Below are 15,727 nucleotides of genomic sequence, written 5' to 3'. Positions count from 1 at the left end.
TAATACATAGGAGAATACAGAGGTGAAGGTATGAAAATTTTAATTGTAGAAGACGATAGCAAAATATATGAATTAGTGAAAGAAAAATTCGAACAGTGGTCATTTGAAGTGGTTGGAGTAGAAGATTTTCAAAAGGTAATGGAAGTATTTATTGCAGAAAGCCCAGAATTGGTCATTTTAGACGTGAATTTACCTGTATATGACGGGTTTTACTGGTGTCAGCAAATACGTACAGTTTCAAAAACTCCTATCGTATTTCTTTCGTCTCGTGAACATCCAATGGACATTGTTATGGCAATGAATGTTGGGGCGGATGACTATATCCAAAAGCCGTTTAACTTGGATGTTCTTATTGCTAAAGTGCAGGCACTTCTGCGCAGAACGTATTCGTATGGAGACACGATTTCAGACGTTATCGAGTGGAACGGCGCGGTGCTAGACTTAAAAAAAGGAAGTTTGCATTATAACGATCGAGAAGTTCATTTAACGAAAAATGAATTTTTTATTTTACGGCTTCTTTTGGAAGAGCGAGGCAAGATTGTATCGCGAGAAGAGCTTATGCGAAGATTATGGGAAGATGAAAAATTTGTAAGTGACAATACGCTTTCAGTTAACATCACACGCATTCGTACCAAGCTGGAAGAAATCGGGCTGAATGATCAAATTGTGACCAAAAAAGGTCAAGGATATCTGGTGAATTAAGATGTGGAAAAGTTTTTTAAGAGAAAAGCTAAGCTGGATTCTATTCGTTCTTCTATGGCTGAGTGTAATCGATGCTCTGCTGCTTCTCGAGTATGATATTAAGGTATCGTCTACTTCGTTTTGGTACTTGAATCTTTTAACGCTGTGTATGCTAATTCTGTTTCTTTTATGGAGAGGAGTAAAAGAAAGGAGATTTATAAAAAGATTAAGTTTAATGCTGCAGAATGACGCGTACGATTTACAAGAAATGCATTCATACGTGCGAACGAAAGCAGATGAAGACATGCTGAGTCTGCTGCAGCGTATAGATCGTGTCTATCGCAGACAAACTCACGCTCTTCACGTACAGCAGCGAGAACAGCAGGAATATATAACGACGTGGGTTCATGAAATTAAAACGCCGCTTACTGCTATGAAGCTGCTTATTAACGCTCGTCGTACAGAGCTTTATAAATGGCCTTGGCTGAAGGATATTGAAGATGAATGGATGAAAATTGATGGGTTAGTAGATCAGAATTTATATGCCGCACGCCTGCGTCACTTAGAAAAAGATTACCAGGTACAGACAGTGTCGCTAAGTGAACTTGTTTTTCCGAACGTTGCGTATTTCTCGAAATGGTGCATTGAGAAAAGACTGCAGATTGATGAAAAGAATCTAGATACGATAGTGCACACTGATCCAAAGTGGATGCAGTTTGTTGTGAGGCAAGTGTTATCCAATGCAATTAAATATAGCCCTCTAGAAGGAAAGCTTTCTTTTTTTAGTGAAGAAACCCCAAAGTATGTGAAGTTATTTATCGTCGACCAAGGGGAAGGTATTCCCTCACAAGACCTTCCACGCGTATTTAAAAAAGGATTTACAGGAAATGTCGGAAGAAAATCGAAAGGAGCTACGGGGCTAGGGCTGTATTTTTCAAAAAAAATTACAGATGCTCTTGGCCATCGAATAGAGGTACATTCACTTTTACACGAAGGAACTACGGTGATTTTAACTTTCTACAAACCGAATTCTTTTGATAACCTTTCAAAAATGTAAGGTTGCAAGCTGAGATTGTCATCTGCTTCAAACGAATCTTTCCTTGTTACAAAGTAAGATAGAGCTATACACAAGGAGGGAACGCATATGAAACGAAAGTGGATTAGCCTCTTAGCTCTGATTCTTATGGTAGGAGCATGTATAGGAGGAGTAAAGATTTATCAAAGCGCCGCAACGGAGCATCAATACGGGATGATACCAAAAGAAGCAAAAAAAGTGGATGACTATGGACGAGTTCAATATACCATTTCAGTGATAAATGAAAAAGGACAAACAACGTTTCAAACCTTTACAACGATTAAACAGTTAAAAGAAGGAACGGTTATTGACCTTTTTGTTCGAGGTAACGAAGTTCGGAAATATGACATTTTAACAAAAGATGAGCTGCCGCAGCGGGTCAAAAGCGTGTGGCCTATAAAAGAACGAAAGGAGGAAGAAAAGTGAGTATTGTTCTTGAAGGGAAAAACGTAACCAAAACGTTTGGATCAAGAGGAAACGTATACGAAGCGCTACAAGGAATTGATTTTACAATCGAAGAAGGAGAGTTTGTCGGTATTATGGGACCGTCTGGAGCTGGAAAAACGACGCTGATGAACATTCTTTCAACGATTGACCGTCCCACCGATGGCGAGGTATGGATTCAAGGAGAAAACGTAGCGCTCATGAAAGATAAGAAGCTGTCTGCTTTCAGGCGCAATCATTTAGGATTTATTTTTCAAGATTATAATTTACTGGATACGTTAACGGTAAAAGAAAATATTCTTCTGCCGCTTACGGTTACAAAAATGTCCAAGCAAGAGATGGAAGCGAAGCTGAAAGCTACCGCAACGCGACTAGGCATCTATGAGCTGGCAGATAAGTACCCGTATGAGATTTCTGGCGGACAAAAACAGCGCGTTGCAGCAGCGAGAGCAATGATTACGAACCCAGCCGTTATTTTTGCCGATGAACCTACCGGAGCTCTTGATTCAAAAGCTGCTTCAAGCCTGCTTGAAAAGATGTCGCAATTAAACCAAGAAGACCGTGCCACGATTATTATGGTGACGCATGATCCGCTGGCTTCAAGCTACTGCAGCCGCGTACTGTTTATTAAAGATGGACAAATTTACACGGAGCTGTTTAAAGGAGAACAAACGAGACAAGCATTTTTTAAACGAATTATGAACATCCAAGGCGCATTAGGCGGTGAAGGCTATGACCGTATTTGATCTTGTTAAAAAGAATATGCGTAAAAATATTAGCCGGTACAGCCTTTATTTCTTTTCAATGATCTTTAGTATTATTGTGTACTATGTGTTTGCTACGCTTCAGTATGATCAATCCATTTCAAAAGTTATTGGAGAAGAGATGAGACTGCAGGGTATTTTTAATGCTTCAAATTATGTTCTGCTTACCTTTATTGTTGTCTTTATTTGGTACACAAACTCATTTTTTATCAGACAGCGTAAGAGAGAGCTTGGGCTGTATCATTTAGTCGGTATTGAAAAGCGTACGATTGGGAAAATGATTTTCTATGAGAATATGCTGCTTGGGATTTTTTCTTTAGTGGTCGGTATTTTACTGGGTACGGTGTTTTCAAGGCTGTTTGTGCTGTTTTTACTAAAGCTTATGAGACTGTCGCTTTCTATTACGCTCACATTTTCTCTTCAAGCGGTTTTAAAAACAGCCGTAGTGTTTTTAATTGTTACCATTTTTATATCGTTTCAAGGCTATTTTATTATGCACCGCTATACGCTATTAGATCTGTTTCAAGCAGAAAGCAAAAGTGAACGCGTAAATAAAATGAGTTCAAAGAAATCAATTGCAGTAGGAGGACTGGGTATCTTACTCGTTGGCTACGGATACTACCTTTCGTCAGGGAACATTGTGACGCCTAAGTTTTTTCTAATTGTAGCAGTTGTGCTGTTCTCGGTTATTTTCGGTACATTTTTACTTTTTAAAGCCACAATTGAGTGGCTGATGGGACTTTACCGAGAGCATGCAAGCGGATATTATTCGTTTGCCAATATGCTAAGCGTTTCTACGATGATGTATCGAATTAAAGCAAATGCACGAGTGTTAACATTAATTACGATCTTGTCGGCTACTACACTTGTAGCAGTTGGTGTGACGTATTCCTCGTACTATAACACAAAAGCCGACGCCAGAAGCATGCAGCCTTATGACTATACGCTGCACAGCAAAAACGCAGCGCAAGACTTTATAGATGTACTGCATGAGTTGGATATCCAATCAAATCAGTATGTGTATCATATCGTCAAGCACTCCGCTGATTTATCAGACTTTCGATTTATTACATCCGGCTATTACGGAGATGGTGAGCGAATCAGCTTTTTAGATGAAGAAGAAGTGCGGAAAAATGGCGTTTCGGTTCCTGAGTTAAGCGCAAATGAAACCGTTATTTTTGATTCGATGGCAAAAGGGAAAGTGTTTAAACCTAGTACAGGTAAAACCGCAGCTGTGCCGCTGAAGGAATCAGAACAGCTTGCTTTAAAAGTCATTAAATCAGAACCTTCGCTTATTCTTGATTCTGAGAGTGCCGGCTATCAGTTTGTAGTCAATCACGACACGTTTATCAAACTTTCAAAGTCTGGACAAAAGCAAGCGGTGTACGTATTTAATACAGGTGATGGAAACAAACAAAGTGAACTTACTAAGAACTATCATCAGATCGCAAAAAAAGCTGGGGAAAGCCGTACTTCATACTATGATGTGTTTCAGACAGGCTTAATGAGTAAAGGATTGTTTATTTTTATTGGAGGATTTTTAGGGCTCGTCTTTTTGATGGCAACGGGCAGTATTATTTACTTTAAACAAATCTCAGAAGCCGAACAAGAGCGCAAAAGATTTGAAGTACTGCGTAAACTTGGGTTTTCAGTGTCTCAAATGATGAGCGCCGTTCGAAAACAGCAGCTGTTTACGTTTGGTTTGCCTTTAGTAATTGGCATATTGCATAGTCTATTTGCGCTGAAGGTTATTATGAATCTAACTGGTGAAAGTCTAATAGTCCCTGTTTTAATAGCGGATGCAGTATACGGGGTTATTTATTTCATTTTCTACTGGCTGACAATGAATTACTACCGAATGGTAATAAAGCGACTGTAAAAAAAAGACTGTTTCGATAAATGAAACAGTCTTTTTTGTTTGGAAAATAAAAGGTATGGAGTAGCGAAAATCTGAATATAAAAAAGGGTATATAAAAACTAGAGAGTTGTATAGGAGGGGAAAAATGTGAAAGCAGATGCTGTGTTTGAAGGGGGAGGCGTTCGAGGAATTGCATTCACGGGTGCGATTGAAGCAATGGAAGAAAGCAATGTAGAATGGCAGCGTCTAGCAGGTACGTCGGCCGGAGCACTGATTGCGGCTCTTTTGGCAAGCGGCTATAAAAGTGGCGAAATTCGCAAGGAGCTTCAAAACATGGACTATGCTAAGTTTCGCGGAAAAACGATCATTAATCGAATTCCCCTGATTGGGAACTTGATAGAACTGATGGTTCATTTAGGTTTTTATAAAAATGATTATTTGGAAAAGTGGGTGTACGGTCTGCTGCGTGAAAAAGGAATCGAAACGTTTGCAGATTTGCCGGCAGATAAGCTGAAAATTATTGCCTCAGACATTTCGAACGGACAGATGCTTGTGCTGCCTGACGACTTGCCTCGCTACGGAATGCAGCCGAGCGATATGAAGATTTCACAAGCTGTGATGATGAGCGCGTCCATTCCTTTTTTCTTTCGTCCTGTCATTTGGAAATCCAAAGGTTTCAAGAGGTCATACATTGTCGATGGAGCGCTTTTAAGCAATTTTCCGATTTGGCTGTTTGATACGGAGCATCCGCGTTTCCCGACGTTTGGTTTTCGATTTGTAAAAGAAGAAATTGATACAGCTGCTATTATTCCGACGCCGGTCCATTTATTTAAAAGTATGTTTACAACGATGCTGCAAGCTCACGATTTGCGGTATTTGAACGCGGAGACAAAAGAACGAACGGTGCAAATTCCAACGGGTGTGATTACGGCAACGGATTTTGCCTTAAAGGAAGAAGAAATCGAGTTTTTATATGAATCTGGTTATATATCAGCAAAGCGCTTTTTAGAAAAGTGGGATTTTGAACAGCATAAAATGAATCGAACCGAACGTCCGCTCACGCGAAGAAAGCTCCCGTAACAGGAGCTTTTCTACGGCTGTTTTAAAATGTTGACTTCCACAGCCTCGCCTTTTGCCGGAACGGAATATTGAACGCTTTTGTCTTTTTTGAGCCATGCTTTAACGAGCTGTCCTTTTTTGTATGTTTGATTATCCGAAATTTTTACATAGATAGGCTGTACATCGCTAGAACCAAGTATTTCTTTTGTTGTATAGTCAAGCGCGGTATCTCGCGGAATGACGTTTGCAATAAGAATTTCATTCTGTTTCACTTCTAAAATGCGCCCTTGAACCAAATAGCCGGCCGGCTTTTTTGACTGCTCGGCGTTATCCGAACACCCGCTTAAACAAATAAAAAAGAGAAGAAAAAGTGCAGTTGATTGAACGGTAAACTTCATAAAATCTCCTTTCCGTTTCAACATGACTACCATTATAGCGCGTTTGACCATTTCTTTTCCAGTTTTCGGAGAAAGTAAGAGGTAATCATTGACGTTATTTCAGCGCGCGTGATATGTTTTAACTCATAAACGCTAGATTACTAGAAGCTATGCTTAGTACGGGAGGTCCTTGTATGGATGTTACCTTTTTAACCAATGTGATTCGACATATATTAGAACGAGATAATTTTGTCATAGATTTTGAAGAATCAGACGAACAAAATATTCATTTTTGGCATCGAGACGAGCCGTTTCGCCTTTTTATTTCAGAACAAACGGAGAACTATTTAGTATGGACCGTGTTTGAAAATGAAAAAGAACAGTGGAGCGGCAAGACATTTCTTCAAGAAGTGACGAATACGTGTAAAGACTGCAGTGAGCCAATCGCGCACTGGATTTATAAAGACGGAGGCAAAGAAGGGTATTGCGATCGTTGTCTTCAAACGTTTGGAAATGCGTATTTTACCAATGCTGATGATATCAAGCAAAACCTTCATTTAATTGACGGTTCCATTTGTTTTATTACCGATGAAACCGGGAGCGACTGGTGGATTGCATATGAAGGATTCAAACGAGTAATTGCAAGACTAGAAGAAAACCCCGATCAGAAAGTTGAAATGTACAAGCCTGAATATCCCGTCTTTAAATGGGAAATACATTTTCTAGAGGAAAACAATTCTGCTAGCTTTAAGTTCAAAGATGACTTTGCATCTGGAATTGTACCGAAGGGAAGAATACTCTAACATCCTTGTTATAAGGGTGTTTTTTCTTATAATGGGAAGTTTTTTTGAAAAAATTAATTAATTTAGGTTAAAAAGAAGGAATTAAAGGGTAAAGAGTAGAAGATATATCACTATAGGAAGAATGGGGGAAATAATTATGACAACAACAACAAATTTAACACTGGGGTACAAAATGTACACGATTGACTTTAGCCGTCCGACGCAGTCTAACGAGGCACTGCTTGATTTCTTTAAAGATGTGCAGCACAGACAGGGAAATAACGCAGAAAGCTTTTCTAAAACATTAATGGAAATCGAAGAAATCAAAACAAAATATGTAGATCATGAAATTGTACTGCTGGCTAAATCGCTTGAACAGCAAATAAGCCGCTCAAATGCAGAAAAACTTGAGGTCTGATAATCACCAGAAATGGTCGATTTATCAGACCTTTTTTATTTTTATCGATGTAGCACTGTATCCTTGGCTAAAGTGCAGCGAAGGATACAGTGCTAGACCTATGCGGAAGTTGCCTTCCCTTGCGGGCTGTCAACTTCCGCATAGGTGAACCTTTTGGGGAGAATTCAAGAGGGTAGGGAATCTGGTAGTATAGGTTTTTGGTCGAGGATAAAGTTCTGTACGTGTCTTAGGACGTTTGATTTTATCAAAAGTTGTGGATGAATAGACTATCAAGTCGTTGGAGGCGTTATATGGTTGGAATTTGCAGCTGGAAGTGTGCAGTGAGTGGAATAAGTATTGCGAGTGTCTACAGTAAGCAGCCGTCGTGGCAGCGGGAGTGTTATTTGGTGACACCTGGTAAAGTTTATTATGAGTCGTGCTACCAAGGGTACGGAGAGTTTGCGGGAATGGATATTTTTTGTTTGATGAGAGAAAGCGGAGCGGAGAAAGAAGATAGTGAAGGGGTAGCGGCTTTTAAGCCTAAGATTGTGTTGGCGAAGTATTACAGCGGACAGCGTTATGAAGAACTGCCGGAATCAGAGTCGTGTCCGTACGGAGGCTATTTTTTTGAAGGGTGGAAGGAAGGGTAGCGAATATACATAAAAGCTGTAGAGATATCTCTACAGCTTGTTATTAACGTCTTGTTTCATCGACAGATTGTTCTAAGTCACTTACTTCTTGCGTAATTGTATTTAATTCTTCTTGCACCGCTTCAGCTTCAAGAACAGGATCTTGAACGATTTCTGTCGTTTCAAGCTCTTCTGCTGCAGCCGTTTCTGCAAGCGGCTCCTCTTTAGCAGTGCGCAGAGATTTCACTTTGTTGACAACTTGCGAAGACTGTTCGGAGACTTTTTGTGAAAGACGAGCCGTGCGCTGTTTGAGATCTTGGCCTTTTGCATATACCGTTTCTTTCACTTGACCTGTTTTAGCAAGTGCTTGATTCGCTCCGTCTTGAATAGAAGCACGCAGCTCTTTTCCTGACTTTGGCGCTACTAGTAAAGCTGTTGTTACACCCACTACGCTACCTACTAACGTGCCGACTAATAACTCTTTGCTTCCACCTTTTGTTTCTTTACCCACTGTTTCTTTTACGTTTTCTTTTGTCATGACATTTCCTCCTTTTATAATATGTAATATGAAGGGTTTACCATTTTGTTGAATACTTCCTGCAAAACGCAAATGATTCGCTAAAAAAATCTGCAAGTGCCGTCGGACGCTCGTACAGGCTGGTGAAATTTGATTGTATATAGTATTCAACCACCTGACAGAAAAACCTTCTTTTCTGCTATAAAAACAGAAAAAAACTTATCTATAAAATCCGACACAAGAAAACGACAACATTCGTTCTTTGGTAGCATTTTCACTTGAAATTTTATATCATAGAGGGCAAGGGGAATACGTTCTCTTTTTTTAAATGCTGGAGGGATTGAAGAAATGGCTGAATCGAAGTACAGAACGATTTTAGAAGCAAAATCTGGAGAGTTAGAAGCATTAAAAGACAAAGCAATCAAAGACAGCTGGCAGCCGATTTATCATATTCATCCACAGTACGGGCTGATGAATGATCCAAACGGATTGATTCAATTAAACGGTGAATATCACGTGTTTTATCAGTGGTATCCGTACGGTGCGATGCATGGAATGAAGCACTGGGCTCATGTGAAATCTACGGATTTAGTAACGTGGGAACGCCTTCCGGTTGCGTTAACGCCAACGGAAGAATATGAATCGCACGGCGCATACTCAGGCGGCGCGATTGAAAAAGATGGTCAAGGGCTGCTGTTTTATACGGGGAATGTAAAATACGAAGACGGCTCACGTTCTGCTAATCAGTGTATCGCGATGCTAAACAGGGATGGAAGTGTAGAGAAATACACGCATAATCCAGCGGTACGAGGCGTTCCTGATGGGTATACAGGACATGTGCGCGATCCGAAAGTATGGAAAGAAAATGATACATATTATATGCTGCTAGGCGCTCAGCGTGAAAACGAAACGGGCGCATTAATTGTGTATGAATCAAGCGATGCGCTTCAGTGGTCATTTAAAGGCGAAGTTAAAACATCGCTTCCTGACTTTGGCTATATGTGGGAGTGCCCGGATTACTTTAAACTGGACGGAAAAGATGTGTTTGTCTTTTCACCGCAAGGAATCAAAGCGGAGGGCCACGATTTTCATAATATTTATAATGTGATTTACGCGGTGGGAACATTTGATGTGGAAAGTTTAACGTTTGAAATGGAGTATTACCGTGAAATTGATAAAGGGTTTGACTTTTATGCACCGCAAACGTTCCAAGATGAAAGCGGACGTCGCTTGCTGTTTGCATGGATTGGAAATCCGGACGTGGACTATCCGTCAGACGAATATGGATGGGCTCATGCCTTAACGCTTCCTCGTGAGCTTTCGCTTGAAGGAAATGAACTTGTTCAAAAGCCTGTAGAGGAGTTAAATAACCTTCGAGATCAAGCGGTTCATTTTAGAGGAACGCTAAAAAATGAAGAAGTGATCATTGATGAAGCAACAAACAATGCATATGAAATCAATATGACGTTCCGCGAGATAGGAGCCAAACAGTTTGGTTTAGAGCTGTTTAATAGTAAAGAAGAAGAGCTTCGCCTCGTGTTTGATACAGAAAAGCAAGAAGTGCGACTCGACCGCTCTTCGTTCCACCATCAATATGCAGCGGAATACGGTGTGGTTCGCTCTGAAAAATGGACAGCGTCAAATGAAGTCGATGTTCGCGTATTTGTAGACAAAAGCATCGTCGAAATTTATATAAACGGCGGCAAAATTGTCTTCACTTCCCGCGTTTTCCCGAAAAAAGATTCCAAATCAGCTGTAAATGTATTTGCAGAAGGATCTGTGGACTACCGCATTGATTATTACGGTATGTCGCGTGGCATTTCGTAATTGAGAAAAGAAGCTGGGACAAAAGTGTTTTAGCCCAAGTGAAAAACGAACTACTAATTAACATGTTTGATTAGTGGTTCGTTTTTTTTATGATGGTGAATATAGTTTTATCTGTTTCGTTCCTTCTAGCAGTTGATTGGAGGGCAAGGCGAAGACTCCTGCGGGACAAGCGGAAGAGGTGAGACCCCGCAGGAGCCAAGCGACGAGGAGGCTCAGCAGCCGCCCGCGGAAAGCGAAGCCTTGTACGGAAATCAACTGCGGTGTAACAAGCGGTTCAGCTCATGTATCTCATTTGTTCGTCTTTAGGTTAGAGTCATTTCGTTATGTTTTAACCTTTTTTTGAGCTCTATAAAAATAAAATACAAATACATGAAGCAACTAAATGAGGAATAGCTGCAATAATAAAACGTTTCATCCATTCTGTATCCTCTCGCTGCCGGACCGGGGTAAAGTAAGGTCCTCTCGTTTCAAATCGAAATGCGTCCAGTAAGGTTACGAGTGCAATTGCCGTAAGTAATATGCCAAGAGGGCCTGAAATATAGTAAATATACTGCCAGTTGCCTGCTGTAATAGAAATGATAATCACAATAATTAAAGATATAATGCCAGATATTAATCCTGTTTTCAAACTCAAAATCTCCTTACATCCAGTTTTTGCTTATCTATTTTACCATAACCGAATGAAGGTTTGTATATACGGCTCGGGGCGGATATTTACTTCTTAATTAATCTTCTATGTAAGTATCTTCTCGTATAAAATGAGTTTCCTAGCAAAAGCAGTGTCCCTAGAATCCAGCCGGCTGCAGGGGAATAAGGAAAGATATTTTTTATGCGTCAATCTGAGCGTTTCTTTCCTGTTTATCACGCAGTTGCATCACCATACTCACAAATCCAACGCTTACGATGATGATTGCCGCCGTTAAAAAAGTCGTCTGAGCACCTGCAAGCTTTACGACCATGCCTCCAAGAAGAGGAGCAGTAAGTAAAACGGCACTCGTTAAGGTGTTAATGAATCCGTACACTTTTCCGAGGTGTTCCTTGTCGCTATATGCTTGAACGATATAGTTAAACAGCAGTAAATTAAGCCCAACTCCGGCCCCTCCAATAGGTGCAGCAATCAAAATAAAATAGCGTGACATAACGGCTGGGTTAAAGCAGCTAATGAAAAATAAAGCCCCTCCAAATAGAAGCAGTCCAAGTGATAAAAGCCTAAATGGATGATGAACGTGTTTTTTTCGATTAAGATACACTCCTGTTGCTAGCGCTCCTATCCCGATTCCAGAAAGCAGCCAGCCGAGCATTTCCGGGTTATGAGGGAGCACATCTCGAAGAAAGATGCTAATTTGAGCGTCAACAAGCATGACGACAAAGTATGAAACGTGAAACAAAACAACGACACGTAAAAGAATTGGGTGCTGAAAAACGAGTTTCCAGCCGTTTGAGTACGCTTCTTTCGCTTGATGGGAAGAACGAGCAGCTTGCCCTTGAATATTTTCACCTGCTTTTTTAAGTGAAAACAGCACGCCGATAGAAATCATACAAGCTGCGGCGTTAACTAAAATACATGCTTTAGGCGTTGTAAACGTCAGCGCGGCGGCTCCGAGAAACGGTCCCACAACTTTAGCAATTTGAAACATAATGTTTTGTAAAGTAGAGGCCTGCAGCAGCTGGTCTTCTTTGACCACTTCTCGAACGTAAGCGAGCTGTGCGGGCACTTTCATAACAGAACTCATCGAGCGCAGCGTCAGCACCCCTAGTGCCAAAAGCGGTTCATTTGTGAAAAATAACAGACATGTGAACAGAAGACGGACTAGTTCAGACAGAAACATCAGCTGTACTTTATCGTAGCGGTCTGCTAAATTTCCTGCTGCTTGACTTAGCAGGATGCTAGGCAAAGCGTACGCAACAGGAATAAGCGTAACCCATAGGGAATTTGCGTGCCACACGTATGTAAAAAGCGTCATCACCGCAAACATATCAAATAAATCTCCGAAGCTTGCCGCAGTGCTTGAAATAAATAATTTTTTATAAGAAGAATTAGCAAACAGCTTTTCTTTTTTCAATACCTTCATTCCTTTATGTGTTGTTCGTAAAAAATAATCGCCTCTTCAATAAATTGAAGGACTTGGCTGTCAATAGGATAGAGATTAAGTGAACTGGATGCCTCAGGAGATTTGCGAACATCCCAAAAGGCTTTCTCTAAATCGGTATGAGGGCCAAATAGCTCACTTGATAAAAGCAGTATATCCGCCGCAATTAGCTGGCCATCTTCAGACTGAGGTGAACGCTGATGCTTTAAGCACAGCTGAATTCGTTTAATGATGCTAATCCATTTATCAGCACTCTCATTCTCCAGTTTAGGCATATCACGCTGCAGAATCTCACTTTCTTCTATTGAAAGCGAAAGCAGATCAGTCCAGCTGCTTTGTGTAGTAGGCTGATTGTGAACTAAAGGAAGGAGCTGCTTCCAGTTTAATTCACCTTCTATTTTTATACTGTTGCGAAGAGTGTGGGTGTGTTCTAAAGCTCGCTGAATCTCTGAAGCTTTTTGCTGAAGTTTTTGCTGATGAATCGCTAGAAGTTCATCAATACTCACTTGATGAAGAATAAGTTCAATATCTCGCAAAGGAACGGCTAAGTTTTTTAAAAGAGTAATTTTCTCTAGTGTGACTAGGTCTGTTTCTGAGTAGGACCGCTTTCCATTTTCGGCTTTTGACGATGGATGAAGCAAGCCAATTTGATCGTAGTAACGAAGCGTACGCACCGTAAGGCCTAATTTTTTAGCGGCTTGCCCCGTAGAAAAATAAATCATGTATAATCCCTCCAAAAAAATGCTTGCAGGTAACGTTACGTCACCTTTTACACTGAATATATGTAAAAGGGAGGCGAAGTAAATTGAAACAAAAAAATCAAGGATTATGGACAATAAAATCATTTGTAATTATGCTGGTCGTCACGTTTGTTGGTGTGCCTATCTTAATTGAAGGCATATTGCAGGATGCTTTACATTCCCTGTTTAAAAATGATCTTTATGCTGGAACAGCTACTGGGTTTGTTATGGCAGCTGTGTTTTTATCAGCTCTGTATGGGCTGATGGTTCAGGCTGGTGATAGAAAAATTGGTTTTCAATCGTTTTCAAAACGGCACTGGCCGCCCATTCTTTTTTGGCTTTTTGTGCTGATCTTAGGAAGTGTGGCAATTGTTGTGCTGATGGAATGGTTTGGTATGACGTATGAAAATAAAAAAACAGCCAGTTTACAGCATGACCTTTCGCTGTTTTCATTTATACTTGCTTTTGTTTCAGCTGCTGTAATCTCCCCTTTTTATGAAGAGATTATCTACCGAGGATTTTTTTATACATGGCTGAAACGTAAAGGAGGAATTGTGTTTGGATTAGTGGGAAGTTCGTTTATCTTTATGCTAGTGCATATTCCAACGTACAATACCTTGCCCGTTAACTTTTTATCAGGTCTCGTGTTTGCATGGGTGTACGAAAAAACAAAGTCGCTGCTTCCGAGTATGATCATTCATGCTTGTTTTAATGGAATCGCCGTTATTTTAACAGCGGCAGCTTAATGTAGTTTCGATAACGAGTAAGCTATGATTTATCTTACCATATTATGTCTACTGAAGAAGCGAATTACAAAAAATAAGCAGAAAATGAACCAAAAAACGCTGCCTGTTCCTAGGCGTTTTTTGTATATGCACGCATGCTTGAGGCTTGTCTTAAAGTGGACGTTAAGGTGTATGATAATAGTGATTATAAACAGCAATAAAAAGGAGAGGGTATCGATGCAATATCGAAAGCTTGGAACAACAGGTCTGGAAGTATCAAATTTATGTCTAGGTACTATGGCGTTTGGACGATGGATTGACGAAAAAGCGTCGGCAGCTATTTTACATAGCGCCATTGACAACGGAATTAACTTCATTGACACAGCCAACTATTACGGAAAAGGGCAGGATGAAGAGTTTAGATATGGCACAGGGGAATCTGAAGAAATAATTGGACGTGCGTTAAAAGGAAAAAGAGATGATGTGGTGCTTGCGACAAAAGTCGGAATTGCCGTAGGAAAAGGCAAAAACGATGAAGGTCTTTCGCGCAGTCATATTATGAGAGAAGTGGATAATCAGCTGCGACGACTGCAGACGGACTACATTGATCTTTATCAAGTTCATCTTTTTGATCCGAATACACCTATGGAAGAAACGCTTCGCACGCTAGATGATTTAGTTCGGCAAGGAAAGGTCCGTTATATTGGCTGTTCCAATTATGCCGCATGGCAAATTGCAAAGTCTCATCATATTAGTGACAACATGAACCTTGAAAAATTTATTTCTGTTCAGCCTCAGTACAATCTTCTCTCTCGTGAAATTGAACAAGAGCTCCTGCCGTTTAGTCAATCTGAAGGTGTAGGCGTCATGGTATACAGTCCGTTAGCGCGCGGTATGCTTTCAGGGAGATATAAAACACCAAATGACGTGCCGCCAGAAAGCCGCGCTGCGCATGGTGAAAAGCTGTTGCGAAACTACTTTACCGACCGAAACTTTCAGCTGGTGGAGCAGTATCGCAAGTTAGCAGAACAAAATGAAGTAAGCTTGTCTCAGTTTGCTCTTGCGTGGGTGCTAAATCAGCCCGCTGTAACATCAAGCATTATCGGAGCTAGTAAATTGCATCACGTAACAGATGCGGTTGAAATCAGCGATTGGACCTGGTCAGAAGAGCTGTTGAATACCGTAAATTCACTGTATTAATAAAAAATCCGCAGGTGCACCTGCGGATTTTTGTGTTTAAATTTTAATTTCTTTTTGCATTATTTTTGCTTCCAGCGAGTCGTACAAAGCGAGCTTATAGTTAATTTGTTCAAGGTATTTAAACGTTTTGGCCATTTCTTCTTCTACCGCCTCTTTATGATGAAGCATCATGTTTTTTCGTTCTTTAATCGTACTTTCGCCTTGTTTATAGAGCTCTACATAGCGCTTGATTTCTGCAAGCGGCATGCCCGTTGAGCGAAGAGCTAAGATAAAACGGATCCATTCAACATTTGTATCATTATAGAGGCGCTTTCCGTTTTCATCACGTTCTATAAAAGGGAGGATTCCTTCTTTTTCATAGTAGCGTAAAGTTGGTGCGGAAAGCCCGGTTTTTTTATTCATTTCTTTCATGCTATAAGACAAGATTGTTCACTCCCACTTGTGAATCGTAAAGCTTACTTTAAGATATATGATAATCGATAGTTGAACGTTTTATCAAATTCTTTTTCGATTATTTTAAAAATATGGAACTTTTATACAGTTTGTCCGTAATAACAAGTAG

Annotated in this window: 19 protein-coding genes; 13 read left to right on the top strand and 6 right to left on the bottom strand. The window is 40.4% G+C overall.

The window, feature by feature from the left end:
- The first annotated feature begins 30 nt into the window (after positions 1-30).
- From ACO1DI_RS03940 to ACO1DI_RS03915, 6 genes are all read left to right on the top strand, one after another.
- Complete coding sequence (locus tag ACO1DI_RS03940) at positions 31-702, top strand: response regulator transcription factor (RefSeq protein WP_208732973.1); 672 nt, start codon at positions 31-33, stop codon at positions 700-702.
- Between the two features lies 1 nt (position 703).
- The gene (locus tag ACO1DI_RS03935; RefSeq protein ID WP_208732974.1) at positions 704-1,738 is read left to right on the top strand and encodes a sensor histidine kinase; all 1,035 of its coding nucleotides are present in this window, start codon (positions 704-706) and stop codon (positions 1,736-1,738) included.
- 87 nt (positions 1,739-1,825) lie between these two features.
- Positions 1,826-2,182: a DUF1093 domain-containing protein gene (locus ACO1DI_RS03930; RefSeq protein WP_208732975.1), complete on the top strand. Its 357-nt coding sequence runs from the start codon at positions 1,826-1,828 to the stop codon at positions 2,180-2,182.
- Positions 2,179-2,946: an ABC transporter ATP-binding protein gene (locus ACO1DI_RS03925; RefSeq protein WP_115654716.1), complete on the top strand. Its 768-nt coding sequence runs from the start codon at positions 2,179-2,181 to the stop codon at positions 2,944-2,946. The genes ACO1DI_RS03930 and ACO1DI_RS03925 overlap by 4 nt, the downstream gene beginning before the upstream one ends.
- Positions 2,933-4,843, top strand: a complete 1,911-nt coding sequence (locus tag ACO1DI_RS03920) for an FtsX-like permease family protein (protein WP_423145112.1) — start codon at positions 2,933-2,935, stop codon at positions 4,841-4,843. Before ACO1DI_RS03925 ends, ACO1DI_RS03920 begins: the two co-directional genes overlap by 14 nt.
- A gap of 126 nt (positions 4,844-4,969) precedes the next feature.
- The gene (locus tag ACO1DI_RS03915; protein WP_116739290.1) at positions 4,970-5,902 is read left to right on the top strand and encodes a patatin-like phospholipase family protein; all 933 of its coding nucleotides are present in this window, start codon (positions 4,970-4,972) and stop codon (positions 5,900-5,902) included.
- An 11-nt stretch (positions 5,903-5,913) separates the two neighbouring features.
- Here the strand turns inward: ACO1DI_RS03915 and ACO1DI_RS03910 are convergent, their stop codons facing one another.
- Positions 5,914-6,279, bottom strand: coding sequence for a DUF3221 domain-containing protein (locus ACO1DI_RS03910; RefSeq protein ID WP_115654714.1), 366 nt, complete (start codon positions 6,277-6,279; stop codon positions 5,914-5,916).
- Between the two features lie 173 nt (positions 6,280-6,452).
- Here ACO1DI_RS03910 and ACO1DI_RS03905 point away from each other — a divergent pair, with 173 nt between their 5' ends.
- From ACO1DI_RS03905 to ACO1DI_RS03895, 3 genes are all read left to right on the top strand, one after another.
- A complete protein-coding gene (locus ACO1DI_RS03905; RefSeq protein ID WP_115654713.1) occupies positions 6,453-7,061 on the top strand; it encodes a hypothetical protein in 609 nt (202 codons plus the stop codon).
- A gap of 136 nt (positions 7,062-7,197) precedes the next feature.
- Positions 7,198-7,458, top strand: coding sequence for a hypothetical protein (locus tag ACO1DI_RS03900; RefSeq protein WP_016765166.1), 261 nt, complete (start codon positions 7,198-7,200; stop codon positions 7,456-7,458).
- 290 nt (positions 7,459-7,748) lie between these two features.
- The gene (locus ACO1DI_RS03895) at positions 7,749-8,087 is read left to right on the top strand and encodes a hypothetical protein (RefSeq protein WP_208732978.1); all 339 of its coding nucleotides are present in this window, start codon (positions 7,749-7,751) and stop codon (positions 8,085-8,087) included.
- Between the two features lie 43 nt (positions 8,088-8,130).
- Here the strand turns inward: ACO1DI_RS03895 and ACO1DI_RS03890 are convergent, their stop codons facing one another.
- The gene (locus tag ACO1DI_RS03890) at positions 8,131-8,604 is read right to left on the bottom strand and encodes a YtxH domain-containing protein (RefSeq protein WP_050689925.1); all 474 of its coding nucleotides are present in this window, start codon (positions 8,602-8,604) and stop codon (positions 8,131-8,133) included.
- A gap of 327 nt (positions 8,605-8,931) precedes the next feature.
- On the opposite strand from ACO1DI_RS03890, the gene ACO1DI_RS03885 reads away from it, so the two are divergent.
- Positions 8,932-10,410 (top strand): glycoside hydrolase family 32 protein, encoded by a 1,479-nt coding sequence (locus ACO1DI_RS03885; RefSeq protein ID WP_423145111.1) that lies wholly within the window; start codon positions 8,932-8,934, stop codon positions 10,408-10,410.
- 132 nt (positions 10,411-10,542) lie between these two features.
- Entirely contained in the window at positions 10,543-10,716 is a 174-nt protein-coding gene (locus ACO1DI_RS03880) for a hypothetical protein (protein ID WP_014458709.1), read from the top strand.
- Between the two features lie 40 nt (positions 10,717-10,756).
- Here ACO1DI_RS03880 and ACO1DI_RS03875 read toward each other — a convergent pair whose 3' ends face one another.
- The 3 genes from ACO1DI_RS03875 to ACO1DI_RS03865 form a co-directional block, all read right to left on the bottom strand.
- Positions 10,757-11,038, bottom strand: coding sequence for a hypothetical protein (locus tag ACO1DI_RS03875; RefSeq protein WP_014458710.1), 282 nt, complete (start codon positions 11,036-11,038; stop codon positions 10,757-10,759).
- A gap of 199 nt (positions 11,039-11,237) precedes the next feature.
- Positions 11,238-12,482 (bottom strand): MFS transporter, encoded by a 1,245-nt coding sequence (locus ACO1DI_RS03870; protein WP_423145110.1) that lies wholly within the window; start codon positions 12,480-12,482, stop codon positions 11,238-11,240.
- Positions 12,479-13,222 carry a MerR family transcriptional regulator gene (locus ACO1DI_RS03865; RefSeq protein WP_014458712.1) on the bottom strand — a complete coding sequence of 248 codons (744 nt, stop codon included), beginning with the start codon at positions 13,220-13,222 and terminating at the stop codon, positions 12,479-12,481. The genes ACO1DI_RS03870 and ACO1DI_RS03865 overlap by 4 nt, the downstream gene beginning before the upstream one ends.
- 83 nt (positions 13,223-13,305) lie before the next feature.
- Here ACO1DI_RS03865 and ACO1DI_RS03860 point away from each other — a divergent pair, with 83 nt between their 5' ends.
- Positions 13,306-13,986: a CPBP family intramembrane glutamic endopeptidase gene (locus tag ACO1DI_RS03860; protein ID WP_115654710.1), complete on the top strand. Its 681-nt coding sequence runs from the start codon at positions 13,306-13,308 to the stop codon at positions 13,984-13,986.
- Positions 13,987-14,202: 216 nt separating this feature from the next.
- On the top strand, positions 14,203-15,165 hold the full coding sequence (locus ACO1DI_RS03855; RefSeq protein WP_208732981.1) for an aldo/keto reductase: 963 nt from the start codon (positions 14,203-14,205) through the stop codon (positions 15,163-15,165).
- Between the two features lie 36 nt (positions 15,166-15,201).
- On the opposite strand, the gene ACO1DI_RS03850 is transcribed toward ACO1DI_RS03855, so the two are convergent.
- The gene (locus ACO1DI_RS03850) at positions 15,202-15,588 is read right to left on the bottom strand and encodes a MerR family transcriptional regulator (RefSeq protein WP_013058539.1); all 387 of its coding nucleotides are present in this window, start codon (positions 15,586-15,588) and stop codon (positions 15,202-15,204) included.
- Positions 15,589-15,727: the final 139 nt, after the last annotated feature.

The organism is Priestia sp. 40, from assembly GCF_049368575.1.
GTDB lineage: Bacteria > Bacillota > Bacilli > Bacillales > Bacillaceae_H > Priestia > Priestia zanthoxyli.
This window is presented reverse-complemented; position numbering and strand designations above follow the sequence as displayed.

Excerpts from the sequence above, each read along its gene's own strand:
- ACO1DI_RS03940 (WP_208732973.1), top strand. The coding sequence starts at position 31 with ATGAAAATTTTAATTGTAGAAGACGATAGCAAAATATATGAATTAGTG.
- ACO1DI_RS03935 (WP_208732974.1), top strand. The coding sequence starts at position 704 with ATGTGGAAAAGTTTTTTAAGAGAAAAGCTAAGCTGGATTCTATTCGTT.
- ACO1DI_RS03930 (WP_208732975.1), top strand. The coding sequence starts at position 1,826 with ATGAAACGAAAGTGGATTAGCCTCTTAGCTCTGATTCTTATGGTAGGA.
- ACO1DI_RS03920 (WP_423145112.1), top strand. The coding sequence starts at position 2,933 with ATGACCGTATTTGATCTTGTTAAAAAGAATATGCGTAAAAATATTAGC.
- ACO1DI_RS03910 (WP_115654714.1), bottom strand. The coding sequence starts at position 6,279 with ATGAAGTTTACCGTTCAATCAACTGCACTTTTTCTTCTCTTTTTTATT.
- ACO1DI_RS03905 (WP_115654713.1), top strand. The coding sequence starts at position 6,453 with ATGGATGTTACCTTTTTAACCAATGTGATTCGACATATATTAGAACGA.
- ACO1DI_RS03900 (WP_016765166.1), top strand. The coding sequence starts at position 7,198 with ATGACAACAACAACAAATTTAACACTGGGGTACAAAATGTACACGATT.
- ACO1DI_RS03895 (WP_208732978.1), top strand. The coding sequence starts at position 7,749 with ATGGTTGGAATTTGCAGCTGGAAGTGTGCAGTGAGTGGAATAAGTATT.
- ACO1DI_RS03890 (WP_050689925.1), bottom strand. The coding sequence starts at position 8,604 with ATGACAAAAGAAAACGTAAAAGAAACAGTGGGTAAAGAAACAAAAGGT.
- ACO1DI_RS03885 (WP_423145111.1), top strand. The coding sequence starts at position 8,932 with ATGGCTGAATCGAAGTACAGAACGATTTTAGAAGCAAAATCTGGAGAG.
- ACO1DI_RS03870 (WP_423145110.1), bottom strand. The coding sequence starts at position 12,482 with ATGAAGGTATTGAAAAAAGAAAAGCTGTTTGCTAATTCTTCTTATAAA.
- ACO1DI_RS03865 (WP_014458712.1), bottom strand. The coding sequence starts at position 13,222 with ATGATTTATTTTTCTACGGGGCAAGCCGCTAAAAAATTAGGCCTTACG.
- ACO1DI_RS03855 (WP_208732981.1), top strand. The coding sequence starts at position 14,203 with ATGCAATATCGAAAGCTTGGAACAACAGGTCTGGAAGTATCAAATTTA.